Source organism: Aquipseudomonas alcaligenes (genome assembly GCF_003205495.1).
Lineage (GTDB): Bacteria > Pseudomonadota > Gammaproteobacteria > Pseudomonadales > Pseudomonadaceae > Aquipseudomonas > Aquipseudomonas alcaligenes_B.
Map to the genome: position 1 here is coordinate 266,734 of NZ_QJRX01000001.1, position 25,868 is coordinate 292,601.

General features: G+C 70.8%; 19 protein-coding genes. 12 read left to right on the top strand and 7 right to left on the bottom strand.

Going from position 1 to position 25,868, the window contains the following annotated elements; translation table 11 throughout:
* Positions 1 to 139 precede the first annotated feature (139 nt).
* Positions 140 to 796, top strand: a complete 657-nt coding sequence (locus tag DMO17_RS01220; RefSeq protein WP_110680489.1) for a histidinol-phosphatase — start codon at positions 140 to 142, stop codon at positions 794 to 796.
* Here the strand turns inward: DMO17_RS01220 and DMO17_RS01225 are convergent, their stop codons facing one another.
* From DMO17_RS01225 to ilvA, 3 genes are read right to left on the bottom strand one after another with little or no spacing between them, the layout of a single operon-like run.
* Positions 797 to 1,264, bottom strand: coding sequence for a DUF2269 family protein (locus DMO17_RS01225; protein ID WP_110680490.1), 468 nt, complete (start codon positions 1,262 to 1,264; stop codon positions 797 to 799).
* Positions 1,265 to 1,292: 28 nt separating this feature from the next.
* Positions 1,293 to 1,736 (bottom strand): DUF2269 family protein, encoded by a 444-nt coding sequence (locus DMO17_RS01230; RefSeq protein WP_110680491.1) that lies wholly within the window; start codon positions 1,734 to 1,736, stop codon positions 1,293 to 1,295.
* Positions 1,737 to 1,747: 11 nt separating this feature from the next.
* Complete coding sequence (gene ilvA, locus DMO17_RS01235) at positions 1,748 to 3,262, bottom strand: threonine ammonia-lyase, biosynthetic (protein WP_110680492.1); 1,515 nt, start codon at positions 3,260 to 3,262, stop codon at positions 1,748 to 1,750.
* 44 nt (positions 3,263 to 3,306) lie between these two features.
* Here ilvA and DMO17_RS01240 point away from each other — a divergent pair, with 44 nt between their 5' ends.
* The 4 genes from DMO17_RS01240 to DMO17_RS01255 all read left to right on the top strand — a co-directional run bounded on the left by DMO17_RS01240 (position 3,307) and on the right by DMO17_RS01255 (position 7,666).
* A complete protein-coding gene (locus tag DMO17_RS01240; protein WP_258371058.1) occupies positions 3,307 to 3,906 on the top strand; it encodes a TetR/AcrR family transcriptional regulator in 600 nt (199 codons plus the stop codon).
* 271 nt (positions 3,907 to 4,177) lie between these two features.
* Positions 4,178 to 5,284 (top strand): agmatine deiminase, encoded by a 1,107-nt coding sequence (gene aguA, locus DMO17_RS01245; RefSeq protein WP_110680494.1) that lies wholly within the window; start codon positions 4,178 to 4,180, stop codon positions 5,282 to 5,284.
* 103 nt (positions 5,285 to 5,387) lie between these two features.
* Positions 5,388 to 5,708, top strand: a complete 321-nt coding sequence (locus DMO17_RS01250; protein WP_110680495.1) for a DUF2388 domain-containing protein — start codon at positions 5,388 to 5,390, stop codon at positions 5,706 to 5,708.
* Positions 5,705 to 7,666: a DUF7844 domain-containing protein gene (locus DMO17_RS01255; protein WP_110680496.1), complete on the top strand. Its 1,962-nt coding sequence runs from the start codon at positions 5,705 to 5,707 to the stop codon at positions 7,664 to 7,666. Before DMO17_RS01250 ends, DMO17_RS01255 begins: the two co-directional genes overlap by 4 nt.
* A 16-nt stretch (positions 7,667 to 7,682) precedes the next feature.
* Here DMO17_RS01255 and DMO17_RS01260 read toward each other — a convergent pair whose 3' ends face one another.
* Complete coding sequence (locus DMO17_RS01260) at positions 7,683 to 8,084, bottom strand: GFA family protein (RefSeq protein ID WP_110680497.1); 402 nt, start codon at positions 8,082 to 8,084, stop codon at positions 7,683 to 7,685.
* An 81-nt stretch (positions 8,085 to 8,165) separates the two neighbouring features.
* Here DMO17_RS01260 and DMO17_RS01265 point away from each other — a divergent pair, with 81 nt between their 5' ends.
* The 3 genes from DMO17_RS01265 to DMO17_RS01275 all read left to right on the top strand — a co-directional run bounded on the left by DMO17_RS01265 (position 8,166) and on the right by DMO17_RS01275 (position 11,394).
* Positions 8,166 to 9,086: an AEC family transporter gene (locus tag DMO17_RS01265; RefSeq protein ID WP_375537997.1), complete on the top strand. Its 921-nt coding sequence runs from the start codon at positions 8,166 to 8,168 to the stop codon at positions 9,084 to 9,086.
* A 143-nt stretch (positions 9,087 to 9,229) separates the two neighbouring features.
* Positions 9,230 to 10,534 carry a CitMHS family transporter gene (locus DMO17_RS01270; protein WP_110680499.1) on the top strand — a complete coding sequence of 435 codons (1,305 nt, stop codon included), beginning with the start codon at positions 9,230 to 9,232 and terminating at the stop codon, positions 10,532 to 10,534.
* Positions 10,535 to 10,632: 98 nt separating this feature from the next.
* On the top strand, positions 10,633 to 11,394 hold the full coding sequence (locus DMO17_RS01275; protein WP_110680500.1) for a TerC family protein: 762 nt from the start codon (positions 10,633 to 10,635) through the stop codon (positions 11,392 to 11,394).
* A gap of 53 nt (positions 11,395 to 11,447) precedes the next feature.
* On the opposite strand, the gene recD is transcribed toward DMO17_RS01275, so the two are convergent.
* The 3 genes from recD to recC all read right to left on the bottom strand — a co-directional run bounded on the left by recD (position 11,448) and on the right by recC (position 20,204).
* Positions 11,448 to 13,280, bottom strand: coding sequence for an exodeoxyribonuclease V subunit alpha (recD, locus tag DMO17_RS01280; protein ID WP_110680501.1), 1,833 nt, complete (start codon positions 13,278 to 13,280; stop codon positions 11,448 to 11,450).
* Between the two features lie 124 nt (positions 13,281 to 13,404).
* A complete protein-coding gene (gene recB, locus DMO17_RS01285) occupies positions 13,405 to 16,950 on the bottom strand; it encodes an exodeoxyribonuclease V subunit beta (protein ID WP_110680502.1) in 3,546 nt (1,181 codons plus the stop codon).
* Entirely contained in the window at positions 16,947 to 20,204 is a 3,258-nt protein-coding gene (gene recC / locus DMO17_RS01290; RefSeq protein WP_110680503.1) for an exodeoxyribonuclease V subunit gamma, read from the bottom strand. The genes recB and recC overlap by 4 nt, the downstream gene beginning before the upstream one ends.
* Positions 20,205 to 20,301: 97 nt before the next feature.
* On the opposite strand from recC, the gene DMO17_RS01295 reads away from it, so the two are divergent.
* From DMO17_RS01295 to DMO17_RS01310, 4 genes are all read left to right on the top strand, one after another.
* On the top strand, positions 20,302 to 21,420 hold the full coding sequence (locus tag DMO17_RS01295) for a PilT/PilU family type 4a pilus ATPase (RefSeq protein WP_110680504.1): 1,119 nt from the start codon (positions 20,302 to 20,304) through the stop codon (positions 21,418 to 21,420).
* A 47-nt stretch (positions 21,421 to 21,467) separates the two neighbouring features.
* Complete coding sequence (locus DMO17_RS01300) at positions 21,468 to 21,797, top strand: hypothetical protein (protein ID WP_258371060.1); 330 nt, start codon at positions 21,468 to 21,470, stop codon at positions 21,795 to 21,797.
* 167 nt (positions 21,798 to 21,964) lie between these two features.
* Positions 21,965 to 24,220, top strand: a complete 2,256-nt coding sequence (locus DMO17_RS01305; protein WP_110680505.1) for a putative bifunctional diguanylate cyclase/phosphodiesterase — start codon at positions 21,965 to 21,967, stop codon at positions 24,218 to 24,220.
* Entirely contained in the window at positions 24,217 to 25,806 is a 1,590-nt protein-coding gene (locus DMO17_RS01310) for a methyl-accepting chemotaxis protein (RefSeq protein ID WP_110680506.1), read from the top strand. The genes DMO17_RS01305 and DMO17_RS01310 overlap by 4 nt, the downstream gene beginning before the upstream one ends.
* The last annotated feature ends 62 nt before the right edge of the window (positions 25,807 to 25,868 follow it).

Here is a 25,868-nt window from a genome sequence, read left to right on the forward strand (position 1 = left end):
CCACCTTCAAAACGCATGTGCCGGCATTGTTCCACAAAGCCCGCGGGCGCAGCAAACGCGGGCCCCTGGCATGGGCAGGGGCGGCGAAAGCGGCTATTCTGGCGCCCCTCCGTGACCACCGCGAACCAGGTAATCCGACGTGCGCCTTGCCCTCTTCGACCTCGACAACACCCTGCTGGCCGGCGACAGCGACCACAGCTGGGGCGAATTCCTCTGCGCCACCGGCCGCGTCGACGCCGCCGCCTATCGCGCGCGCAACGACGCCTTCTACGCCGACTACTGCGCCGGCAAGCTGGACGTGGTGGCCTACCAGAGCTTCACCCAGGCCATCCTCGCCCGCACCGAGGCCGCCGAGCTGGCGCGCTGGCAGGCCGAGTTCATGCGTGACGTGATCGAGCCGATCATCCTGGCCAAGGGCGAGGCGCTGCTGCAGGAGCACCGCGCGGCCGGCGACAAGCTGGTGATCATCACCGCCACCAACCGCTTCATCACCGCGCCGATTGCCGCGCGCCTGGGCGTCGAGACGCTGATCGCCACCGAGTGCGGCATGGACAACGGCCGCTACACCGGCCGGGTCGCCGGCGTGCCCTGCTACCAGGAGGGCAAGGTGACGCGGATGAACCAGTGGCTCGCCGAGACCGGCCTGAGCCTGGACGGCGCCTCCTTCTACAGCGACTCGCGCAACGACCTGCCGCTGCTGGAGGCGGTGACCAGGCCGGTGGCGGTGGATCCGGACGACACCCTGCGCGCCATCGCCAGCGAGCGCGGCTGGCCGGTGCTCAGCCTGCGCGACTGATCAGAGCGGCTTGGCCACCATCAGCCAGAAGATGGCGATGAAGGCCAGGAAGGCCGGCCAGCCCAGCACGAACCAGATGCGCATGTAGCGGTGGGCGCGCGCCGGCAACACGCCGCCGCCCCGCAGCGCCTCGGCGGCCATGTCGCGCACGCGCATCTGCAGCCACAGCACCGGCAGCCAGCACAGCCCGGCCAGCACGAACAGCCCGGCGCTCCACAGCAGCCAGCTCTGGTTCAGCGGCCAGCCGGCGAGCCTGGCCAGGGCCAGGCCGGAGAGCGGCTGGAACACGGCCGTGGTGGCGATGAACAGCCAGTCGGCCATGACCAGGTGGCGGAAAGTAGTGGCGATCACCTGCAACTGACCGCTGCGCCAGGCGCGCAGGGCGTAGTAGGCCGAGCCCAGCCCGGTGCCGAACAGCAGGGCGGCGGACAGCACATGCAGGGTCTTGAGCAGCAGGTAGAGGCTCATCACGACTGCTCGCGAGACGCTCGGGACATCAGGCCGGCTTGACTCCCATCAGGGCGAAGATCGCCAGCAGCAGCACCAGCAGGGCGACCCCATAGGCGAGCACGAAGCGCAGCAGCTTGACCGGTACGTTGCCCGTGGCGACGGCCGTCTGCCAGGCACCGAGGCGGCCGTGCAGCAGCAGGCCGATGACCATCAGCACGGCAAACAGCACGGCGCTGTACAGCAGCCAGCTGGCGCCCAAGGGCAGGCCGACGATATGCACCAGCCACCAGCCGCTGATCGGCAGCGAGACGGCCAGCAGGCCCAGCGCCGGCAGGCTGTACAGGCGGGTGACGCGCAGCTTGCGCGCCAGCACGCCGGCATCGCCCGCGCGATGGGCCTTCCACAGCATGAAGGCATGCGCGATCAGCCCCGCCAGCAGCAGCACGGCGGGGATCAGGTGGGCATATTTCAGCAGCGGGTAGTGTTCCATCACGGGCTCCGTTAGCCGAGGAAAAGCTTGTAGGCGGGATTGTCGGTCTCGTCCCAATAGGGATAGCCGATGGCGTCGAAGGCCGCCGGAATCTGCTCGCGCTCGTCCGCCGGCACCTGCAGGGCGGCCAGCACGCGACCATCGGCGGCACCGTGGTTGCGGTAGTGGAACATGGTGATGTTCCAGCGCCCGCCCAGGCGATTGAGGAAGTTGAACAGTGCACCGGGCCGCTCGGGGAACTCGAAGCGGAACACCACCTCGTCCGACACCGCCGCCGCATGGCCGCCCACGGTGTGGCGGATATGCAGCTTGGCCAGTTCGTTGTCGGTCAGGTCGAGCACCGGGAAGCCCTGGCTGCGCAGGCTCTCCACCAGCGCCGCGCGCGGGTCGTGCTCCGGGTGGGTCTGCACGCCGACGAAGATGTGCGCCTCGCGGTCGGTGTGGTAGCGATAGTTGAACTCGGTGATCTGGCGCTTGCCGATCGCCTCGCAGAAGGCCTTGAAGCTGCCCGGCCGCTCGGGGATGGTCACGGCGATGATCGCCTCGCGCTTCTCGCCCAGCTCGGCGCGCTCGGCCACGTGACGCAGGCGGTCGAAGTTGATGTTGGCGCCGGAGTCGATGCCGACCAGCACCTGGCCCTGCACGCCCTCGCGCTCCACGTACTTCTTGATTCCGGCCACGGCCAGGGCGCCGGCCGACTCGGTGATCGAGCGGGTATCGTCGTAGATGTCCTTGATCGCCGCGCAGATCTCGTCGGTGCTGACGGTGATCACCTCGTCGACGTAATCCTTGCAGATGTCGAAAGTGTGCTGGCCGATCTGTGCCACCGCCACGCCGTCGGCGAACAGCCCGACCTGCGGCAGCACCACGCGCTGGCCCGCGGCCATGGCCGCCTGCAGGCAGTTGGAGTCGTCCGGCTCGACGCCGATCACGCGGATGTCCGGGCGCAGGTATTTGACGTAGGCGGCGATGCCGGCGATCAGCCCGCCGCCGCCGACCGGCACGAACACCGCATCCAGCTGGCCCGGCTGCTGGCGCAGGATCTCCATGGCCACGGTGCCCTGCCCGGCGATCACCAGCGGGTCGTCGTAGGGGTGGATGTAGCTGTAGCCCTTCTCCTCCACCAGCTTGAGCGAGTACGCCAGGGCCTCGGGGAAGGCGTCGCCGTGCAGCACCACCTTACCGCCGCGCGAGCGCACGCCCTGCACCTTCAGCTCCGGCGTGGTACGCGGCATGACGATGGTGGCCTTCACCCCCAGGTGCTTGGCGGCCAGGGCCAGGCCCTGGGCGTGGTTGCCAGCGGACGCGGTGACCACGCCGCGCTCCAGCTCCTCGGGGCTGAGCTGGGCCAGCTTGTTGTAGGCGCCGCGAATCTTGAACGAGTACACCGGCTGCAGATCCTCGCGCTTGAGCAGAATCTGGTTGCCCAGCCGCTCGGTGAGCTGGCGGGCCGGTTGCAGCGGGGTTTCCACCGCGACGTCATAGACGCGCGAGGTGAGCATCATCTTCACGTACTGTTCGAGCATTGCGGGCGTTCTTGGCTGAGGGGCGGACGGGCCAGTCTACCCCAGTGCGGCGTGGATGCGGGAGCCGCGCCGCCGCGCGCGAACTGCTCAGCAGCCAGGGCTTCGCCGGCCTGACCATCTATGCCGTGGCCGAGCGCGCCGGCATTCCGCCCTCGTCGGTCTATCACTTCTTCGCCAGTGTGCCGGCCCTGCTGGAGGCGCTGACCGCCGACATCCACGCCGCCTTCCGCGACTGCCTGCTGCAACCGGTGGCGCATGCCGCGCTGCGCGACTGGCGCGACCTGTCGCGCATCGTCGAGCAGCGCATGCTGGCCATCTACGCCAGCGACAGTGCGGCGCGCCAGCTGATCCTGGCCCAGCACGGGCTGTCCGAGGTGACCCAGGCCGACCGCCAGCACGACCTGGAGCTGGGGCGCCTGATGCAGGCCCTGTTCGATCGCCACTTCCCGCTGCCACAGCTGCCGAGCGACATCGACGTGTTCGCCCTGGCCATGGAGCTGGGCGACCGGGTCTACGCCCGCTCGGTGCAACTGCACGGCACCATCACCCCACGCCTGGCCGAGGAAGGCATGCGCGTGTTCGACGCCTACCTGGCCCTGTACCTGCCGCCCGCCCTGCCCAGGCGCGAGCAGCCGCTCGCCTGAGCGCCGCACAGCGGCAGCGCAGGTGCCCGGCGAAAGAGCGCCGCAACAGCCGTCATAAAATCGATATTTGTCAGTAAATATACCAGAAATTATCTTTTACAGATCATAATCGACTTCCAAAGTCGATTTTTATCGGATATAAATTCGACATCCGCTCCTGCAGCCAGGAATCCCCCCGGCGCTCTGCTAGTGTCAGATGAGCCCGGATGACTCCCCACAACCACCGGCGCAAGGCCGCAAGCGGCCGGCGCGTTACCCACGGACCATTGCCATGACCACACTCCACAGCACTCCGCGCGCCGACGGCTTCCGCATGCCCGCCGAATGGGAACCGCACAGCCAGACCTGGATGGTCTGGCCCGAGCGCCCGGACAATTGGCGCCTCGGCGGCAAGCCGGCGCAGGCCGCCTTCACAGCCGTGGCCAAGGCCATCGCGCAATTCGAGCCGGTGACCGTGTGCGTCTCCGCCGGCCAGTACGAGAACGCCCGCGCGCGCCTCGACGCCAGCAACATCCGCCTGGTGGAAATCAGCACCGACGACGCCTGGGTGCGCGACACCGGGCCGACCTTCGTCACCAACGCCAGCGGCGAGGTGCGCGGCGTGGACTGGACCTTCAACGCCTGGGGCGGCTTCGATGGCGGCCTGTACTGGCCCTGGCAGCGCGACGACCAGGTGGCCAGCAAGATCCTCGAGATCGAACGCTGCGAGCGCTACCGCACCGAAGGCTTCGTGCTGGAGGGCGGCTCCATCCACGTCGACGGCGAGGGCACCCTGATCACCACCGAGGAATGCCTGCTCAACAAGAACCGCAATCCGCACCTGAGCCGCGAGCAGATCGAGGCGGTGCTGCGCGAGCACCTGGCCATCGATACCGTGATCTGGCTGCCGGACGGCCTGTACAACGACGAGACCGACGGCCACGTCGACAACTTCTGCTGCTACGTGCGCCCCGGCGAGGTCCTGCTGGCCTGGACCGACGATGCCAACGACCCCAACTACCCGCGCTGCCAGGCGGCCATGCGGGTGCTGGAGACGGCCCGCGACGCCAAGGGCCGCGCGCTTGTGGTGCACAAGATGCCGATCCCCGGGCCGATCCACGCCACCGAGGAAGAATGCGCCGGCGTCGACGCCGCCGAGGGCAGCCAGGAGCGCAGCCCCGCGGTGCGCCTGGCCGGTTCCTACGTCAACTTCCTGATCGTCAACGGCGGCATCGTCGCGCCGAGCTTCGACGACGCCAAGGACGAGGAAGCCCGCGCCATCCTCCAGCGCGTGTTCCCCGAGCACCGCGTGGTGATGGTGCCGGGCCGGGAAATTCTCCTCGGTGGCGGCAATATCCACTGCATCACCCAGCAGCAGCCTGCGCCGCAACGGCGCTGAGGACACAGCCTGTGAGCCGCCTCGCGCCTGGGCGGCCCCGGGCTTGAACTGCGCCGCGGGATTCTCGTCCAATAGAGCGATCCCTGATTTACCCGGAGCCGCCATGCGCAAACTGTCTTCCTTCCTGCTCGCCACCAGCCTCTGCCTCGCCGCCGGCGCCCAGGCGCAAACCCTGGTGGCCACCAGCAACATCCTGGTGCGCGCGCTGGACCGCAGCCTGGACTTCACTTCCGACACCACCACCTCGGTGCGCGACATGAAGGTGGTGCTGGCCGCCCGCGACGATGCCGCCAGCTTCGTCGCCAGTGCCGGCGAGGTGCGCGGCGCGCAACTGGAGGCGGCCTTCGCCACCCTGCGCGAACAGCTACCGGAAGCCCGCGCGGCCTCCGACCAGCAACTGGCCGAAGCCATACTCGCCCTGTGAGGTCGCGCGCCGCGCGCTGGCTGGCCGCGCTCCTGCTGCTGGCCGCTGCCAGCGCGCAGGCCGAACTGCGCCTGCGGCTGAACGCCGAGGGCCTCAGCGCCCAGGAGCGCCAGGCCAGCGCCGAACTGCTGGAACAGGCCATGGCCCACCTGCCGCCGAGCTTCATCGCGCGGCTGGACGGCGAGATCGAGGTGCGCTGGTCCGACGACCTGCCGCCGTCGGCCTATGGCCGCCTCAACCGCCTCGACCTGCTCAGCCTCAACGCCCGCCTGCTGCCGCTGCTGCTCGACCCGGCCCGGGCCGATGCCGACAACGGCCGCAGCCACGGCAGCCTGCGCCGCGAACTGCTGGCCACCCTGCTGCACGAACTGACCCATCTCTACGACCGCTCGCGCCTGTGGCCCCAGGCCGCACGCACGCTGCAATGGCGCTGCCGCCAGGCCGAACGCAGCCTGGGGCCGGTCGGCCTGCGCGAGGAGTGCCGCGGGCAGAGCGAGCGGCGCTTCAGCCTCAGCGACGACCCGCGCCTGCTCGACCTGGCCGGCTGGCCGCAGCGGGTCGGCCTGCGCGGCGCGCGCGAACAGGACAACGGCCAGACGGCGCGCAGCCCCGACCTCTACGAGCTGAGCAACCCGCGCGAATTCGTCGCGGTGAACCTGGAGTACTTCCTCCTCGACCCCAGCTACGCCTGCCGGCGCCCGAGCCTGCAGCGCTACTTCCGCGAGCACTTCGGCTGGCAGCCGGCACAGCAGGCGCGCTGCCCGGCCGAACAGGCCTACCTGAATGCCGGCCGCGACTTCGCCCGCCAGCCGTTGGGCCGGCTCGACCCGCAGCGGGTCTACCAGGTCGACTACCTGCTGGCCGAGCCCAACCAGCAGTGGGCCAGCCGCTGGGGCCATAGCATGCTGCGCCTGGTGGTGTGCGCGCCGGGGCGGCCGCGCGGCCCGGCCTGCCGGCTGGACCTGGACCAGCACCTGGTGCTGTCCTACCGCGCCTTCGTCGGCGACGTGCAGCTGTCCAGCTGGGACGGCCTGACCGGCGCCTATCCCTCGCGCCTGTTCATCCTGCCGCTGGCCCAGGTAATCGAGGAATACACCAAGGTCGAGCTGCGCGGCCTGGCCTCGGTGCCGCTGCGCCTGTCACGCGAGGAGATCGAGCGCCTGGTCACTCGCGCCGTCGAACAGCACTGGAGCTACGACGGCGACTACTGGTTCCTGTCCAACAACTGCGCGGTGGAGACCCTCAAGCTGCTGCGCAGCGGCAGCGGCCGCGACGAACTGCATGCGCTCGACAGCATCATGCCCAACGGCCTGCTCGACCTCCTGGAGGCCCGCGGCCTGGCCGACCGCAGCGTGCTGGACGACCCGCGCGAGGCGCTGCGCCTGGGCTATCGCTTCGACTCCTTCCGCGAGCGCTACCAGGCCATGTTCGAGATCCTGCGCCAGCGTCTGCCGGTACCGCAGCAGCAGGTGGAAGACTGGCTGGCGCTGTCGGCCGAGGCGCGCCGGCCCTGGTTCGCCGAGGCCGACCTGCGCGCCGGCGCCGCCCTGCTGCTGCTCGAACAGGCGGCGCTGCGGCGCCAGCTGCTGCTGGCCCAGGAGCAGCTCAAGCAGCGCTACCTGAGCGCCCGTGACGACCCGCGCGACGCGCGCTTCGCCAGGGCCGACGCCACCCTCAAGGCGATCCTCGCCGGCAGCGGTTTCCTCAGCCGCCCGGCCGAGCTGCTGGACGCCGGCTACGGCCTGCCGCAGGCCGGCGAGTGGCAGCGCCTGGAGGCACAGAGCGGCGAGCGCCAGGTGCGCCTGCGCCAGCTCAGCGACGACCTCGACCAGGAAGTGCGCGGCCTGCTGGAACCCGCGCTGCTGGCCGAGATCGAGGCCGGCGAGGCCAACCTGGCGCGGCTCGGCCAGCACCTGCGCGAGCTGCACAAGGCCGGCGGCGGCCTGCTCCTGCCCTGAGCGAGAGACACCCGGCCTAGAGGCGCTCCTCGTCCTCCTCCGGCAGCTGCGGGTCCAGCTGCAGCCAGGGCAGGCGGCTGCTGACCCAGATATGCCGGTCGGCCGGCGCCAGCTCCGGCCGGTCCAGGCTGGCCACCGTGATGTCCAGGCTGTCCGGGCTGAGTGTGGTGAACAGCGCCAGGTGGCAGCCGCAGTGCGCGCAGAAATGGCGCAGGCAGCTGGCCGAGGAGGCATAGGCGGCGGCGCTGCCGCGCAACCACTGGAAGCGCGCCAGCGGCACCGTCAGCCAGGTGGTGACGATGCCACCGGTGGTGCGCCGACAGATCGCACAGTGGCAGTGGGCGATATCGCGCAGCGGCGCGCTGATGCGATAGCGCAGCCGGCCGCAGTGGCAGCCACCCTCGTGGATATCGGTCATGGGCCTTCCCCCGTTGCAGCAGCGACCCCAGAGACGCTAGCGCGCCGCCGTGGTTTTGCCCAAGATGGCGGCTCGCCCGCCGTGGAAGTTGCCGTGACCGCCCTGCTGCAGACCCTCTGGCCCCTGTTCGCCCTGATCCTCGGCGGCCTTGCCCTGCGCCGCTGGAACTTCCCCGGTGAGGCCTTCTGGCCGGCCGCCGAACGGCTCAACTACTTCATCCTGTTCCCCGCCCTGCTGCTGAGCAGCCTGGCCAGCGCGCCGCTGGACAACCCGGCACTGCCGCGCCTGGCCCTGGCCGTGCTGCTCGGCCTCGGCGGCGCCTGGCTCGGCCTGCTGCTGGTGCGCCGCCTGCGCGGCTGGCCGGCGGCACGCTTCGGCGCCCTCACCCAGGGCATCCTGCGCTTCAACACCTACCTGGGCCTGGCCGTGGTCGGCAGCCTGTACGGCCAGGCCGGCCTGGTGCTGGCGGCGTTGCTGCTGGCGCTGCTGGTGCCGGCGGTGAACCTGCTGTCGGTCTGGTCGCTGACCGCCGAACGCGGCGTCAGTGCGCGCAGCCTGCTGCTGCCGGTGCTGAAGAACCCGCTGATCCTCGCCTGCCTGGGCGGCGTGGCGATCAACCTGGCCGGCCTCGGCCTGCCCGGCGGCAGCGACCGCCTGCTCGGCCTGCTGGCCGCCGCCAGCCTGCCGCTGGGCCTGCTCTGCGTCGGCGCCGCGCTGCGCCCGCAGGAGCTGCGCGGGGAACAGGCCGCACTGGCCTGGAACTGCGCCCTGCGCCTGCTGGCCATGCCGGCGCTGGCCTGGCTGGTGGCCCGCCTGTTGCACCTGCCGGCGCTGGAAAGCGCGCTGCTGGTGCTGTTCTTCGCCCTGCCCACGGCGCCCACCGCCTATGTGCTGACCCGCCAGCTGGGCGGCGACGGCCAGCTGATGGCCGGACTGATCACCCTGCAGACCCTGCTCTCCGGCGCCAGCCTGTTCGCCGTGCTGGCCCTGCTGGCGGGCTGAGCGGACGCCCGGCGAAAGCCCGCTGAAAGCTTGAGCCCCTAGCATCCGACGGCCGCCGGCCCCGGACCGGCGTTCCGACAACAACAAGATGGGCCCCGCGCTCGCCGCGCCAGCGCCGGCCATGCCCGTCCGGAGACTGCCTGATGCTGACCTTCCTCGGCTTCGCCATGGTCATGACCTTCATGTACCTGATCATGAGCAAGCGCCTGTCCGCCCTGATCGCCCTGATCCTCGTGCCCATCGCCTTCGCCCTGCTCGGCGGCTTCGCCGCCGGCATCGGGCCGATGATGCTCGAGGGCATCGGCAAGCTCGCCCCGACCGGGGTGATGCTGATGTTCGCCATCCTCTACTTCGCCCTGATGATCGACTCCGGCCTATTCGACCCGGCCGTGCGCGCCATCCTGCGCCTGGTCAAGGGCGACCCGCTGAAGGTGTCCATGGGTACCGCGGCGCTGGCGCTGATCGTTTCCCTCGATGGCGACGGCGCCACCACCTACATGATCTGCGTCGCCGCCATGCTGCCGCTGTACAGCCGCCTGGGCATGAGCCCGCTGATCATGGCCGGGCTGATCATCCTCGCCGGCGGGATCATGAACATGACCCCCTGGGGCGGCCCCACCGCGCGCGCCGCCAGTGCCCTGCACGTCGACCCGTCGGACATCTTCGTGCCGATGATCCCGGCCATGGCCGTCGGCTGCCTGGCGCTGTTCGGCATCGCCTGGGCCTACGGCAAGCGCGAGCGCGCCCGCCTCGGCGTGCTGCAGCTGCCGGACGACCAGCTCGCCCATGCCGAGATCAGCGTCTCGCAATACCCGGAGGCGCGCAGGCCCAAGCTGCTGTGGGTCAATGGCGTGCTGACCGCCGCCCTGATGGCGGCGCTGATCGGCGGCCTGCTGCCGCTGCCGGTGCTGTTCATGATCGCCTTCAGCATCGCCATGATCATCAACTACCCCTGCCTGCAGCAGCAGAAGGAACGCATCGCCGCGCACGCCGGCAACGTCCTGGCGGTGGTCGGGCTGATCTTCGCCGCCGGCATCTTCACCGGCATCCTGTCCGGCACCGGCATGGTCGAGGCCATGTCCAGGAGCCTGCTGGCGATCATTCCGGAAGAGCTGGGCCCGCACCTGGCGGTGATCACCGCGCTGGCCAGCCTGCCCTTCACCTTCTTCATGTCCAACGATGCATTTTATTACGGCGTGTTGCCGGTTCTTGCCGAAGCGGCCAGCCATTACGGCATCAGCCCGGTGGAAATGGCCCGCGCCTCGATCGTCGGCCAGCCGGTGCACCTGCTCAGCCCGCTGGTGCCCTCCACCTACCTGCTGGTGGGTTTGGCCAAGGTCGAGTTCGGCGATCACCAGCGCTTCACCCTCAAGTGGGCGGTGCTGATCTGCCTGGCCATCCTGCTGGCGGCACTGCTGCTCGGCGTGTTCCCGCTGTTCGGCGGATGACCCCGGCAAGTAACGGCATTTTCCCGCAAAGCCGGCTAGAATCGCGCGCCATCGCCGGCACCCGCCGAACCGAACCCATCGACACGCAAGGAACCACTATGGAATGGCTGACCAACCCTGAAATCTGGGTTGCCTTTCTGACCCTGACCGCCCTGGAGATCGTCCTCGGCATCGACAACATCATCATGATCGCCATCCTGGTCGGGCGCATGCCGCCGCACCTGCAGGCGCGCACCCGCTTCTTCGGCCTGGCCCTGGCGATGGTCACCCGCATCGCCCTGCTGCTGTCGATCACCTGGATCATGCAGCTGACCAACAACCTGTTCCACCTGTTCGGCCAGGGCATCTCCGGGCGCGACCTGATCCTGTTCTTCGGCGGCCTGTTCCTGCTGTGGAAGAGCAGCACCGAGATGTTCCACAGCCTGGAAGGCGAGGATGAGACCGAGCAGACCCCGGGCGGCACCGCCGCGCGCAACTTCATCGGCACCATCATCCAGATCGCCATCATCGACATCGTGTTCAGCCTGGACTCGGTGATCACCGCCGTCGGCATGGTCTCCCACGTGCCGGTGATGGTCGCCGCGATCATCGTCGCCGTGCTGGTGATGATGCTGGCCGCCGGCACCATCAGCGACTTCATCGACAAGCACCCGTCGCTGAAGATGCTGGCCCTGGCCTTCCTGGTGGTGGTCGGCACAGTGCTGATCGCCGAGAGCTTCGAAGTCCACGTGCCGAAGGGCTACGTCTACTTCGCCATGGCCTTCTCCCTGGCCGTCGAGGCGCTGAACATCCGCATGCGCATCGCCCGCGGGCGCAAGGAAGAGCCGGTCAAGCTGCGCAAGGACATTCCGGGGCAGTAAGCCGCCGCGCAGCAAGCAGAACGGGGCCGAATGGCCCCGTTTTTCATGGCCGCTCAGAACAGGTCGAGCTGGCCTGTGGACGCCTCGCTCGATGCTGCAGCCGCCGGTGGCTCGAGTGGAGTCACCCCCAGCCGCTGCGCCAGCCCCGCCGCTCGCTCGGCCCTGGTATTCACCGCCTCGGCCAGGCGCGCCGGCAGGCCCCAGATCTCCACCTTGTGCTTGGCACGGGTAATGCCGGTGTAGAACAGCGCGCGGGTCAGCAGCGGGCTGGGGCTTTCCGGCAGGGCCAGCAGCACTTCGCTGAACTCCGAGCCCTGGCTCTTGTGTACGGTCATGGCGAAGGCACTGTCGTGGCTGGGCAGGCGCGCCGGGGCGAAGGCGCGGAAGCCCTCATCACCCTCGAAATAGACGCGCAGGCCATGCTCGCCGGCCAGGCACAGGCCGATATCGCCGTTGAACAGGCCCAGCGCGTAGTCGTTCTGCCGCACCATCACTGCGCGGCCGGGGTACCAGCGTTCACGCTCGGCCAGCGAGTAGCGGCGCTTGATCCGTGCCTCCAGCGCTTCATTGAGGCCGCCGACGCCCCAGGGACCTTCGCGCTGCGCGGTCAGCGCGCGGAAGGCATTGAAAGCGGCGAAGGCTGCGGCCGGATCGCCCTGGCGCGCGGCCTTGAGGTAGGGCGCATAGCCCTGTTCCAGACGCTCCAGCAGCGCGGCCTGGCTGGGTTCGGCCTGCCAGGCCAGGTCGGCGCGACCTTCACGCAGCAGGTTGAGGGTGCCGGCGGCATCGCCACCGTTGATCCTGCGCGCCAGCTCGCCGATGCCGCTGTCGCCGGCGAAGCGGTGGCTGTGGGTGAGCAGCACCACGGCGTCGCCCAGAGCCGAGCGCGGCGTCTCGACCGGTACGGTCTGCCCGGTGATGCGCTGCAGCTCGGCGGCGGCCGCGGCGTCGAAGCCGCGCCCTTCGCACAGCTCGGCGAACACCGCGCCGGCCTCCACGGCGGCCAGCTGGTCCTTGTCGCCGAGCAGGATCAGCCGCGCCTGCGGCGGCAGGGCGTCGACCAGCTTGGCCATCAGCGCCAGGTCGACCATCGACGCCTCATCCACCACCAGCACGTCCAGCGCCAGCGGCCGCGCCGCGTCGTGGCGCACGGCCGGGCTGTCGCCGCGGCTGCCGAGCAGGCGGTGCAGGGTGCGCGCCTCCTCCGGCAGCAGCGCCTTGAGGTGATCGGCCAGCGGCAGATCAGCCTTGGCGTTGCGGATGGCCTCGGCCATGCGTGCCGCCGCCTTGCCGGTCGGTGCAGCCAGGCCGATGGCCAGGCGCTCGCCACCAGGCTGCTCCAAGAGTGCGGCCAGCAGGCGCACCACGGTGGTGGTCTTGCCGGTGCCGGGGCCACCGGAGATCACTGCCAGGCGCCGACGTACCGCCTGCGCGGCAGCCAGGCGCTGCCAGTCCGGCTGCTGCCGGTTGAAGGCGAACAGGCGCGCCAGGCTCTCGCTCAGCAGCACCTCGTCCACTGCCGGGCGCTCGGCGGACAGCGCCAGCAGACGCTCGGCCAGGCGCTGCTCGTAGGCCTGGTAGCGCGCCAGGTACAGCCGCTCGCCGTCGAGGATCAGCGGGGCAAAGCGGCCGGGTGCGCCGACCAGCGCGGAGCCTGAAAGCAGGGTACACAACTCGGCCAGCGGCGGCAGGGCGAAGTCGAATTCCGCCCAGGGCCGGCGACCGGCCACCCGCGCCAGCGGCAGGCACACGTCACCCGCGGCCAGGGCCTCGCTGCACAGGGCGGCGCAGGCCAGTACGGCGGGCTCGGCCTGCGGCTCCAGGCGCTGCAGGCTCGCCAGCAGGGCGCGTTCCAGCGGGCCGAGGGGCAGCTTGCCTAGGCTCATCGGGCAGACTCCCTCAGCCAGGGCGCGTGGGGGTACTCGCTCGACGTCTCCATGGCAGACGTAGCCCGGATGCAATCCGGGAAGGCCCGCCCCCGGATTACATCCGGGCTACTGCCTGAGCGCATCACTTCCCCTCCGTGAACAGTTTATCCAGCGCATCCAGCAGCGCATCGCTGGGCCGGGCGAAGTACACCCCGGCCGTCGGCATGCCGCGCAGGAACAGGTACCAGGCGCCGCCCAGCTGCGCGTCGCTGAAATCGGCTAGGCGCGTGCGCAGGAAACGGCGCAGCGCCACCAGGTAGATCAGGTACTGCAGGTGGTAGTGCTCGGCGGCGATGGCCTGCTCCAGCCGCTCGGCGCCGTAGTGGGCGGCGGTCGGGCCGAGCCAGTTGGACTTGTAGTCGAGGATGTACCAGCGCCCGGCGTGCTCGAAGGTCAGGTCGATAAAGCCTTTCAGGTAGCCCTTCAGCTCGTCGAACTGCAGGCGCTCGGCGGCCTGGCGCATGGGTTCGGGCAAGCCAAAGACCGGATCGGCCAGCAGCGCACGCAGACGCTCTACATCGAGCCGTTCGACCGGGAAGGTGAAGCCCAGCTCGGGCAGCCGCCGATTGGCCTGCAGCGCCGACAGACGCAGGCCCTGGCCATCCAGGTCGGTGTCCAGCACCGCCTGCAGCTGGGCGATGGCGATCGCGCCCCACAGCTCGGCGTCGATGCCATGCTCCTGCAGGGCGAGCGGCACCAGCTGCTCCAGGCTGCCCTTGCCGCGCATCCAGTCTTCGAGGATGGCGTGTAGGCAGGTACCGGCGCGGGCGCCACGCGGGAAGGCGAAGAAGCCGGCGCCCGGCTCGCTGGCATCGACCAGGGCCAGGGCATCGCGGTCCGGCGCCTCCATGTGCAGGCCGGCGGCCAGCCCCGAGAAGCTGCCGATGCGCCAGGCGCTATGCAGGCTGCGCTCGAACAGCTGCTGGGCCTGGGGCGACTCGGCGCGGCCCGTGCCGGCGGCCTGGGCTTCCTCGGTGAGCGGGGCGAGGCGGGCGATCTGGCCGGCGCTGCTGCCGGCCAGCTCGTCCAGTTCGCCAGCCAGGGCCGGGCCTTCCTGGCCCGCCAGATAAGTGGCCAGCTCGCCCAGGGCATCCTCGCCGGGCAGCTCGCGGCCGTGCAGCAGCCAGGCCAGGGCGCTGCTGTGCAGGCCCTCGTCGGGCAGCGAACCGTCCTTCTTCGGCTTGGGCAGGGCGGCCGGGCACCAGTGCAGCCATAGGCGATGCTCAGCTCGCGTGAGAGCCACATAGGTCAGGCGCAGCTTTTCGGCGAAGCTTTCGCGCCGCGCCGCCTGCAGGCGCTGGTCCAGGCGTGCGCTACCCAGGTCGAGCAGCGGCTGGCCATCCTCGTCGTGGCAGCGCGCGCTGTCGGTATGCTGGCCGAGCAGGCGGCCGTCCCACAGGAAGGGGCAGAACACCAGCGGGTATTCCAGGCCCTTGGAGGTGTGGATGGTGACGATCTGCACCCGCTCGGCATCGCTTTCCAGGCGCAGCAAGGCGTCCTCGCCAGCGCCCTCGCTACCGCGCTGGGCGGCGAACCAGGCCAGCAGCGGCTCCAGCCCCGGGCGTTGCAGGCTCTCGGCCTGCAGCAGCTCGCCCAGGTGCAGCAGGTTGGTCAGCCGCCGCTCGCCGTCGATGCCGGCCAGCAGGCGCTCGGCCACCCGCTCCTGGTCCAGCCAGGCCCTGAACACGCGCATGAAGCCCTGCTGCTGCCACAGCTGGTGGTACTGCTCGGCAGCGGCGCGTTCGCGGTCCCATTCCTGCTCGACCTCCTGGCAGCGGGCGATCTGCGCCGCGTCGCGCCCCAGCAGGCGGGTGGCCAGGGCATAGCGCAGCACGCCCTCGCGGCCCGGCTCGGCATAGGCCGCCAGCACCGCCGCCAGCTCGGCGGCCTCTTCGCTGTGCCACACGCTGTCACGGCCACGGCGCACACTGGGCACGCCGCGCGCGGCCAGCTCGGCGGCAACGCTGGCGGCCTCGCGGTGGTTGCTGACCAGCACGGCGATATCGCCACCTTTCAGCGGCTTTCTGCCGCCATCGTCTTCGAAGTAGGCCTTGCCCTGGGCGCTGGCGGCGAGCAGCGAAGCGATCCTGCGCGCCGTATCCAACGCCGCCAGCTCGCCGGCATGGGCCTTGTTCAGGCCCTCATCACCGAGCCAGACCAGGCCCAGCGGCGCGCCGCAGTCCTGCTCGGGCAGCACCAGCGTGGCGCGCGCCTTCTGGCCGGCGCTGACCGGCGGGTAGCTCAGCCCATCCTCGGCGAACGGCTGCGGGCGGGCGAACAGCTGGTTCAGCGCCTTGATCAGCGCGGGCGTGGAGCGGTAGTTGAAGGGCAGGTCGTACTGCCGCTCGGCGTCGTCGCGGGCCTGCAGGTAGGTGGCCAGGTCGGCACCGCGGAAGGCATAGATGGCCTGCTTGGGGTCGCCGACAAAGCAAAGGTCTCCACCGTCGCGGTAGACCCGGTCGAAGATGGCGTACTGGATCGGGTCGGTGTCCTGGAACTCGTCGATCAGCGCCAGCGGGTACTGCTCGCGCAGGCGCGCGGCCAGGTCGTCGCCAGCCGCGCTGTGCAGGGCCTGGTCGAGGTTGTTGAGCAGGTCGTCGAAAGCCAGCAGGCGCTGCGCCGCCTTGCGCTGCGGCAGCTCAACGTTGAGGCGGTCGAGCAGTTCGACCTGCAGGGCGATCAGCTTCTGCCGGCCGGCCGGCAGGGCGCATTCCAGCGCCGCGCCGAGAGCATCCAGAGCCTCGGCGACAGCGCTGTGCGGTGCCTCGAAGTTCTTCTTGGTGGCCTTGAGCAGGGCGGCGGCGCCCAGCTTGGTCAGGCCGTCCGGCGCCTCGAACAGCGCCGCCGGGTCGGCGAAATAGGCGTCCAGCTCGGCCGACCACAGCGGCAGCTTGGCCGCCTTGTGCGTGCTCTGACTGAGGCCGCCGTGCTCGCGCAGCACCTCGACCCAGGCATAACCCTCGGCCCGCCACAGCTCGGCGGCTTCCTGCCAGGCGGCGCTGGCAGCCTGCAGCTCGGCCTCGCCCACGCGCTCGCGCGGCTCGACGCGCAGGTAGGGTTTGCCCAGGTGGCTGCGCAGGGCCTGGCGCAGGGTCGCGGGGGTGACTTTCTGCTTGGCCAGGTAGCGCGCCCAGGCCGGGTCGGCGCCGGCCAGCACATGGCGCCAGGCGTCGCCGAGCAGGGCGTCGAGCACCTCGCGGTCGTCCTGGGTCAGCTCGGCATCGAAGTCGCCGCCGGCCTCGAAGGCAGAGTCCTGCAGGGCGCGCTGGCAGAAGCCGTGAATGGTGAAAATGGCCGCCTCGTCGAAGCCGTGCACGGCCAGCAGCAGGCGCCGCCGTGCCGCTTCGCCGGGATGGCGGCGGTGCAGCTCGACGAGGAAGGCATCGGTGCTGCTGCCGCCCTCGTAGAGCGCCAGCAACTCGGCCAGACGGGCGCGGATACGTTCCCTCAATTCGGCAGTGGCGGCGGTGGTGTAGGTGACTACCAGGATCTGCCCGACCGACAGCTCGCGCTCCAGCAGCAGGCGTGCGTACAGCGCGGTCAGGGTCCAGGTCTTGCCGGTGCCGGCGCTGGCCTCGATCAGCGAGCGGCCATTGAACGGCGAGTCGTGCAGATTGAGGTCGTTCATTCGCCGTCCTCCTCGCCGCCAGCCAGGGCCTGCAGCGCCGGGCCCAGCAACTGCTCGGCCAGCTGCTCGAAGCGTTCGCCAAGCGGCTCGCGCTCTCGGAAGGCCAGGGCATACCAGGGGTCGAAGACTTCGCCGGCCAGCGGGCTGAACTCGGCGCCGAGCCAGGCGGCCTGGGCCTTGTCGCGGGCGGCGGCGATGGGTTCCTTGCGGCTCTTGGCGCTGGGCGTGACCAGCGCCTTGGCGAAGTCGTAGCTGCTGCGGGTGATGAACGGCAGCGGCTCGCACAGTGCCTCGCGGTAGGCGGCCAGCCAGGGTTCGAGCAGTGCTGCGGGGTTGTCCAGCGGGCCGAGCTGCCAGTCGCCGGCCGGCGAAACCAGCAGGCTCTCGCGGGCGATGTCCGGAGTGGCGGCGATGTTGAGCAGCAGGTGGCGCAGCCAGAAGCCGGGCAGGTCGCGCGAGTCCGGCGCGCGCAGGCGCCAGTCGAACAGGCCGCTGGAGGTCACCCCATCCAGCCAGCCGTGCAGGCGCACGCCGGCCAGCTGGATATCCACCAGCAGCGGCTCGGGGCTCTCTTCCGGACGCGCCTCGAACAGCCGTGGGGCGAAGGCACGCACCGGGCCGCGCTGCTTGCCCCACAGGGCATGGCCCAGCTCGCCGGGCGGCAGCCAGCCGGCGGCGCGGGCCACGCGGCGCTCCTGTTCCTCGCTCCAGCCGCGCTCCACCGCCTGCAGCGCCAGCTGGCGCAGGCCGAGGTAGGCCGAGCGCTCCAGGCTGAACGGTTCGTCGGCGGCGATGCCTTCCTCGGCATCGGCCAGGCGCAGGCCCAGGCGTTGTTCGAGGAGGAAGCGCGCCGGGTGCTTGAAGCAATAGAGCAGCTGGCTGGGCTCGAGGGTCAGCCAATCGTCATTAGCCTCCGGCAGGCGCTGGATAAAGGCCGGAGCCTCGGCCGGGGCTTCGGCCAGACGCTGGGCGGCGCGGAACCAGGCGCCGGCGAAGCCCTGGCGCGGGCCGCTGCGCTCGAAATTGCCGGGGGCGAAAGGCTGCAGCGGGTGTTCGACGGTGATGCGGGCGCTGGCCTTGTACTCACCCTCAGTCGCGGTCAGATCAACCGCCTCCAGCAGCTCGCTGACCAGCACCGAGGGCGGCAGCTCGGCGTTGTCGCGCGGGTCGCGGCCGACATAGCTCAAATACAAACCATCGCGGGCGCTAAGCAGCGTCTCGAGGAACAGGTAGCGGTCGTCCAGACGCCGCGCGCGGTCGCCACGGCGTGGGCGCTTGGCGATCAGGTCGAAGCCGGCGGCCGGGGTACGCCGGGGCAGGGCGCCATCGTCCAGGCCGAGCAGGCAGACCAGGCGGAACGGCAGGCTGCGCATCGGCACCATGGTGCAGAAGGTCACCGCGCCGGTGAGGAAGCCCGAAGCGCCGCTGCCGCTCTCCAGCGCCGCGCCGAGCTGCTGACGCACCAGCGCCAGTTCCACCGGGCGGACGATGCCGGCGTCCGTGGCCTGGCGGCCCAGCGCCGCGCAGGCCTGGCTAAGCAGCAATAAGGTATCTCCCGCCTCGCGCTCGTCGAACAGCGCATCGACCAGGCCCTGCAGGTCCAGCGCCCAGTCGGCCAGCGGGCGGGCGCGCTGCAGGCGCTCGGCCAGGCCGGCGAGCAGCTCGACAAAGGCACACAGGCGCCCGAGCAACTGCGCGCGCGCGCCTTCCAGGGCATCCAGCGGCCAGCTGTCACCCAGCAGCGGCAGGCCGTCGCCGGCCAGCTGTGGCGGTGCGGCAAAGCCCAGCAGCAGGCGATCCAGGCCCTGGCGCCAGGTGAAGGCATCGTCGGCCGGCAGGTCGAGCGCGGCGCGGTGCTGGCCGTCGCGGCCCCAGCGCACACCGGCCTGGCGCAGCCAGTCGCGCAGCAGCGGCAGGTCCTCGGGCTCGATGCCAGCGCGGCGGGCGATGGCCGGCTGTTCCAGCCAGGCAAGAATTTCCTCGGCGGCGAAGCGGCTTTCCGGCAGGCTGAGCAGGCCGAGGAAGGCCTCGATCAGCGGCGTCTCGGCGCGCAGGCTGCGGTCGGCCAGGCTGTAGGGCACGTAGGGGGCGCCTTCGCGGCGAGCGAAGACGGCCTCGATGAAGGGCGCATAGCGCTCGATGTCCGGGGTCAGCACCACCACCTGGTCCGGGCTCAGGCGCGGGTCGGCGGCAAAGCGTGCCAGCAGCTGGTCATGCAGGATTTCCACTTCGCGCAGCGGCGAGTGGGCGATGTGCAGCTCCAGCGAGCGGTCGTCGGCGCGCAGCACCAGGCGCTCATCGGGGGTGCGGGTGCGCAGGCGCAGGATGTCGTTCTGCAGCGCATGCAGCAGGCTGTCGTCAGCCAGCTCGGCGTCCTGCGGGTAGATGCCGTGCTCCTCGGCGATCTGCCCGAGCAGGCTGTCGAAGAAGTCGCGGCCCTGCTTGCCCAGGCTGGCCAGCAGCGGGTGGCCGACGTCGAGGTACCAATCGTCGGGGCTGACCTCGGAGTGGGCCAGCTCGCGCACATCGCGGATCTCGCCCCAGGCCTCGCGGCAGGGGTTGAGGGCACAGATCACCACGTCGGTGTGCCGCGCCAGCCCTTCCAGCACACGCAGGTGGTGCGGTGGCAGCGAGCTGATGCCGAACACCAGCAGGCGCTCGGGCAGGCCCTCGATGGGCGCATCGCCATGCAACCGCGCCAGCAGTTCGCCGAGCAGGCGCGCGCGGTGCGGGTGGCCGTCCTTGGTCAGCTCGGCCCAGAGCAGCGCCTGCCAGGCCTCGTCCGGGCCCAGGTCGCACAGCTCGCCGTGCTCCCAGGCGGCCAGCCAATCGTCGCGATAGAGCAGGTACTGGTCGAACACGTCGGCGATCTTCGCCGCCAGGGCCAGGCGGCGGCGCTCGTCAGCGCCTTGCAGATAACGCTCGAGGCGCTCGGCGCGGGCCAGGTTGGCCGGCTCGCACAGCCAGTCGTAGAGGCGCCAGGTCATCGCCTGCGGGTTGAACGCCGACTGCTCCGGCAAGGCGCCGAGCACCTGGCGCGCCAGGGCCCAGACGAAGCTGGACGGCAGCTGCACCTCCAGGTGCATGGCGATGCCCTGCTCGCGCGCCAGCTGCAGGGTCAGCCAGCGACCGATGCCCTGGCTCGGCACCACCACCCGCGCCGGCGCCAGCACATCGGCCTGCGGCTGGGCGAGCAGGCGGCAGGCGAGGGCGCCGAGGGTTTCCAGGTCGGGGGCGTGGTACAGGCTGAGCATGGGCGGGCTTCCGGACAATGGCCGCTAGGGTAGCAGGGTCGCGGAGCCGGGGCAGCCGGGGCTATCCTTGCCCGGCCAACCGATGCGGAGCCCGCCCATGTCCGAGCCCAGCCTGGATGTCTTCGACTACCTGCAGCGCATGCGCGAGCTGCAGGCCTCCGACCTGTTCCTCAGCGTCGGCGCGCCGGCCCACGCCAAGGTCGAAGGGCACAGCCAGGCCCTCGACGAACGCGTGCTGGGCCCCGGCGAGGTCAAGCAGATGGCCTACCAGCTGCTCAGCCAGAAGCAGATCGCCGAGTTCGAGCGCGACCTGGAGCTGGACCTGGCAGTGAGCATGAGCAATCAGGGGCGCTTTCGCGCCAACCTGTACTACCAGCGCGGCGAAGTGGCCATGGTGATTCGCCTGATCAAGAGCGAGATTCCCGACTTCGAGCACCTCGGCCTGCCGAAGATGCTGGAAAAACTGGCCATGCAGGACCGCGGCCTGATCCTGGTGGTCGGCGCCGCCGGCTCCGGCAAGTCGACCACGCTGGCGGCGATGATCGACTTCCGCAACCGCCACAAGGGCGGCCATATCCTGTGCATCGAGGACCCCATCGAGTTCCTCCACAGCCACCAGCTGTCCATCGTCGACCAGCGCGAGGTCGGCCTCGACACCCACAGTTTCGAGGAGGCCCTGCGCCACGTGCTGCGCGAAGCGCCGGACGTGATCATGCTCGGCGAGATCCGCGACGCCGCGACCATGCAGCACGCCCTGCACTACGCCGAGACCGGCCACCTGTGCCTGGCCACCCTGCACGCCACCAGCAGCAGCCACGCCATCGAGCGTATCGTGCGCTTCTTCCCCGACGGCGCGCGCAAGCAGGTGCTGGCCGACCTCGCGCACAACCTCCTGGCGGTGGTCGGCCAGCGTCTGGTGCCGGGCCTGGCGCAGAAGCGCGTGGCGGCGGTGGAGCTGATGCTCGGCACACCCTATATCCGCGACCTGATCCAGCGCGACGAACTGGAGCAGCTGCGCGAGGCCACCGCGCGCGCGGCCGAGCAGGGCCTGCAGACCTTCGACCAGCACCTGTTCGCCCTGGTCGAGGGCAAGCGCATCGGCCTGGCCGAGGCGCTCAAGTTCGCCGACTCGCGCACCGACCTGAGCCTGCGCTTCAAGCTGGAACGCGGCTTCGGCGCCGACGACAGCGAGCGCAAGGTGCTGCGCGACGGCTGATTGGCGTGCCGTTGACCCCGATCAATGGCCCTTCGCCAGCAGCGGCTATGGTGCGCGCTCCCTGGACCACATCGCCCACCGCCATGCCCTGCCCGACCGCGCGCATCGCCTGCAGCGACCCGCAACTGGCCACGCACCTGCGCCGCCTGTTCGGTGACTGCGAGGTGATCGAAGATCCCCGCCACTGCAGCCAGGCACCGCTGTGCCGTTGGCTGGACGATGCCCCGCTGGGCCCCGCCGGCGAAGTGCAGGCCGCCCTGGCGGAAGCCGTCGCTACCCTGGAACGTACCCGCCACGCCTTCCGCTCGCCCGAGCTGGGCCAGCTGCGCCGGCGCCTGGAGCAGCTGCTGGTCGAATTGTCAGCGCCCACCGAATAAGGTAGAAACGGCACAGATCGAGGTTCCGCCACAGGCGGGAACCGGCTTTGCCGGGCAGGACGAACGGGCCTGCAAGACGAAGCGCCGCGACGTCGCATTCAGCCGAATGCGCCGTGCGGCGCTTTTTTTGTGCCCGCAGAAAAACAACAACGCAAAAAGGGAATGTCATGGATTCAGCGCAAGTACTGCGCCAGCTGATGCGCCGCATCGGCCTGGACCGCGAGGAAGTCGACGAGCGCTGCCGCCTGCTCGACTGGCAGGCGCGCGATGGCGAGCGGCTGAACCAGGCCGCGGCGGCCATGGACGGGGCGCACCGGCAGTTCGTCGAGCGCCTCTACCAGCACCTCGGGACCTTCCCCGGGCCGGCCGGCCTGCTCGCCGCCGAACAGGTGCTGACGCGCCTCAAGCACCGCCAGCTCGACTACTACCAGCGCCTGTGGCACGGCCCCTACGACCGCGACTACCTGACCGGGCGCCTGCATGTCGGCCTGATCCACCAGCGCGCCGGGGTCGAGCCCAAGTGGTACCTGGCCGCCTACCGCCTGTACCTGGAGCAGATGAGCCACGCGCTGTTCGCCGCCCACCCGCAGCAGGCGCTGTTCGCCAGCCTGCTCAAGGCGGTGTTCTTCGACATGACCCTGGCCATCGACACCTACGGCGCCGCCCAGCGTCAGGCCCTGGAAGACAGCGAGGCGCGCTTTGCCCGCGCCCTGCGCGGCGCCCACGACGGTCTGTGGGACTGGCACCTGGAACATGACCGGCTGTACGTCTCGGAGCGCTGGGCCGGCATGCTCGGCCTCAGCCGCGACAGCCTCGGCGAGGGCAGCGCGGCCTGGTTCTCGCGCGTGCACCCGGACGACCTGCCGGGCCTGCGTCAGGCCATCGACACCCACCTGGCCGGCAGCACCGCGCAGCTGCACCACGAATACCGCCTGCGCCGCCAGGATGGCGGCTATCTCTGGGTGCTGGCCCGCGGCGTCGCCGAGCGCGACCACGAAGGCCAGCGGCGCATGGCCGGCTCGCAGAGCGACATCAGCGCGCGCAAGGCGGTGGAACAGCAGCTGCGCCACGCCGCCCGCCACGATCCGCTGACCGGCCTGGCCAACCGCCTGCGCCTGGACGAGCTGCTGCAGCAGGCCCTGCAGCAGCTCGGCAAGCCCGGTGCGCGCGAGGCCGCGCTGCTGTTCGTCGACCTCGACCGCTTCAAGCTGATCAACGACAGCCTCGGCCATCAGACCGGCGACCGCGTGCTGGTGGAAGTCGGCCGGCGCCTGCAGCAGTGCCTGCGCCCCGGCGATCACCTGGCGCGCTTCGGCGGCGACGAGTTCGTCGTGCTGCTCACCGACCTGGCCTGCGGCGGCGATGCCGAGCAGGTCGCCCAGCGCATGCTCGACACCCTGCACCAGCCGCTGCACCTGGGCGAGCAGACCCTGGTGGTCAGCGCCAGCATCGGCATCGCCACGCTGCCGGCGCACACCGCCGCCGAGCAGGCGCTGCAGGCCGCCGACCTGGCGCTGTACCGCGCCAAGCAGGCCGGCAAGGCGCAGTACGCCCGCTACAGCCAGGAGCTGCAGGCCGCCGCGCGGCGCCAGCTGGAACTGGAGAGCGCACTGGGCCAGGCCCTGGCGCACGACGAATTCGTCCTGCACTACCAGCCGATCTGCCGCTTCGACCAGGGCCAGCCACGCCTGGTCGGGGTCGAGGCGCTGCTGCGCTGGCGGCATGCCGGTCGGCTGATCGCGCCGCAGGAGTTCATCGCCTCGCTGGAGGGATCCGGCGAGATCCTCCGTGTCGGCGACTGGGTGCTGCGCCAGGCCTGCCGCCAGGTGCGTGCCTGGCAGCTGGCCGGGCAGGGCCAGCTGCGCTGCGCGGTCAACCTGTCCAGCCGCCAGCTGCAGCAGGAGGACTTCGTCGCCCGCCTCACCGACATCCTCATGGACAGTGGCCTGGCGCCGGCCAGCCTGGTGCTGGAGATCACCGAGAGCCAGCTGATGCAGGACTGCACCGCCACCCTGATCGCCCTGCGCGAGCTGGGCAGCCTGGGCGTGCGCCTGGCGCTGGACGACTTCGGCACCGGCTACTCGGCGCTGGGCTACCTCAAGCGCTTCCCGCTGCACATCCTCAAGGTCGACAAGAGTTTCATCGGCGGCAGCGATGCCGAGTCCTGGGCCATCGGCCGCGCCATCATCGGCCTCGGCCGCAGCCTGGGCCTGGAAGTGGTGGCAGAGGGCGTGGAGCAGGCCGCGCAGCTCGACATCCTGCGCGCCGAGGGCTGCCAGCTGGCCCAGGGCTACTGGTTCAGCCGGCCGCGCCCAGCCGCCGAGCTGGAGCGCCTGTTCCGCGGCGAGGACTGCTTCGAGGGCCTCTGGTGCCTGCTCGCCGAGGGCGCCGAGCCACACAGCAAACGGGAGACCCGCGCATGAAGATCAACCTGCCGGTGAGCCAGCGCGAGGTGGCGGTGCCCGCCAGCGCCAACATCCTCTCCACCACCGACCTCAAGGGCGCGGTGACCTACGTCAACCCGGACTTCGTCGCCATCAGCGGCTTCAACGAGGCCGAGCTGCTCGGCCGCAACCACAACCTGGTGCGCCATCCGGACATGCCGCCGGCGGCCTTCGCCGACCTGTGGCGCACGCTCAAGGCCGGGCGCTCGTGGATGGGTCTGGTGAAGAACCGCTGCAAGAACGGCGACCACTACTGGGTCAGCGCCTTCGCCACCCCGGTGGTGCGCGGCGGCGCGGTGGTGGAGTACCAGTCGGTGCGCAGCCGCGCCGCCCCCGAGCTGGTGGCGCGGGCCGTGCCGCTGTACGCCGCGCTGGCCGCGGGGCAAACCCCGCGAGTGCTGCGCCGGCCGCGCCTGGAGCTGGTGCCGCGGCTGATGCTGCTGGGCGCAGGCCTGCCGCTGCTGGCCGGGCTCGGCCTGGGCCTGGGCGGTGTGCTGCCCGGGCTGCCGGCGCTGCTCGGCGGCGCGGCCGGCGGCGGCCTGCTGGCAGCCCTGCTCGGCTGGCAGCTGCGCCCGCTGGCGAGGCTGGCGCGCCAGGCCCGCGGAATCGCCGACAACCCGCTGAGCCAGTGGGTGTACTGCGGGCGCAACGACGCCCTGGGGCAGATCGCCTTCGCCCTGCGCAGCCTGGAGGCCGAGGCCGGCGCGGTGGTCGGGCGCATCGCCGACTCGGCGCGCCAGCTCAGCGAGGACGCCGGCGAGCTGGCCGCGGCGGTGGACTGCAGCCAGGGCGCCAGCCTGCAGCAGCAGGCCGAGACCGAGCAGGTGGCCAGCGCCGTCGACCAGCTGGCCGCCAGCGTGCAGGAGGTGGCGCGCCACGCCCAGCTCAGCGCCAGCGCCGCCGCCGAGGCCAACCAGGCCACCGACAGCGGCCTGCAGCAGGTCGAGCAGACGCGCCGGCAGATCGCCGCGCTGGCCGCCGAGGTGGAGCAGGGCAACCGGGTGATCGGCCAGCTGCAGGCGCACAGCCAGGAGATCGACCAGGTGATCGAGGTGATCCACGGCATCGCCGAGCAGACCAACCTGCTGGCGCTCAATGCCGCCATCGAGGCGGCACGCGCCGGCGAGGCTGGGCGCGGCTTCGCCGTGGTGGCCGACGAGGTACGCGGCCTGGCCACCCGCACCCAGCAGTCCACCGCGCAGATCCAGGCCCTCATCGAGCGCCTGCAGCAGGGCACCACGGCGGCGGTGGCGGCCATGCAGCGCAGCCAGGCGCAGGCTCGCGACAGCGTCAGCAATGCCATGCAGGCGGCCGACGCGCTGCACGGCATCAACCGCCAGGTCGAGGCGATCAGCGGCATGAACCTGCAGATCGCCACCGCCGTGGAGGAGCAGAGCGCGGTCGGCGAGGACATCCAGCGCAACCTCGACGGCATCCGCCAGGCCGGCACCAGCAGCGTCGCCGCCAGCGGGCGCAGCCGCCACAGTGCCGAGCACGTCGCCAGCCTGGCCGAGCGCCTGCAACTGCTGGCCGAGCAGTTCCGCGCGCTGGGCCGGCAGACCTGAGCTGGCGCGCGCGGCGAACTGCGGCCAAGCTGAACAGCAGGGGCGCCGGGCGGCGCCCACGA

What these genes read in the sequence shown, in the direction of transcription:
- DMO17_RS01225 (WP_110680490.1), bottom strand. Translation starts at nt 1,264, where the DNA reads ATGAGCCTCTACCTGCTGCTCAAGACCCTGCATGTGCTGTCCGCCGCC.
- DMO17_RS01230 (WP_110680491.1), bottom strand. Translation starts at nt 1,736, where the DNA reads ATGGAACACTACCCGCTGCTGAAATATGCCCACCTGATCCCCGCCGTG.
- ilvA (WP_110680492.1), bottom strand. Translation starts at nt 3,262, where the DNA reads ATGCTCGAACAGTACGTGAAGATGATGCTCACCTCGCGCGTCTATGAC.
- aguA (WP_110680494.1), top strand. Translation starts at nt 4,178, where the DNA reads ATGACCACACTCCACAGCACTCCGCGCGCCGACGGCTTCCGCATGCCC.
- DMO17_RS01250 (WP_110680495.1), top strand. Translation starts at nt 5,388, where the DNA reads ATGCGCAAACTGTCTTCCTTCCTGCTCGCCACCAGCCTCTGCCTCGCC.
- DMO17_RS01260 (WP_110680497.1), bottom strand. Translation starts at nt 8,084, where the DNA reads ATGACCGATATCCACGAGGGTGGCTGCCACTGCGGCCGGCTGCGCTAT.
- DMO17_RS01270 (WP_110680499.1), top strand. Translation starts at nt 9,230, where the DNA reads ATGCTGACCTTCCTCGGCTTCGCCATGGTCATGACCTTCATGTACCTG.
- DMO17_RS01275 (WP_110680500.1), top strand. Translation starts at nt 10,633, where the DNA reads ATGGAATGGCTGACCAACCCTGAAATCTGGGTTGCCTTTCTGACCCTG.
- recD (WP_110680501.1), bottom strand. Translation starts at nt 13,280, where the DNA reads ATGAGCCTAGGCAAGCTGCCCCTCGGCCCGCTGGAACGCGCCCTGCTG.
- recB (WP_110680502.1), bottom strand. Translation starts at nt 16,950, where the DNA reads ATGAACGACCTCAATCTGCACGACTCGCCGTTCAATGGCCGCTCGCTG.
- recC (WP_110680503.1), bottom strand. Translation starts at nt 20,204, where the DNA reads ATGCTCAGCCTGTACCACGCCCCCGACCTGGAAACCCTCGGCGCCCTC.
- DMO17_RS01295 (WP_110680504.1), top strand. Translation starts at nt 20,302, where the DNA reads ATGTCCGAGCCCAGCCTGGATGTCTTCGACTACCTGCAGCGCATGCGC.
- DMO17_RS01300 (WP_258371060.1), top strand. Translation starts at nt 21,468, where the DNA reads ATGGTGCGCGCTCCCTGGACCACATCGCCCACCGCCATGCCCTGCCCG.
- DMO17_RS01305 (WP_110680505.1), top strand. Translation starts at nt 21,965, where the DNA reads ATGGATTCAGCGCAAGTACTGCGCCAGCTGATGCGCCGCATCGGCCTG.
- DMO17_RS01310 (WP_110680506.1), top strand. Translation starts at nt 24,217, where the DNA reads ATGAAGATCAACCTGCCGGTGAGCCAGCGCGAGGTGGCGGTGCCCGCC.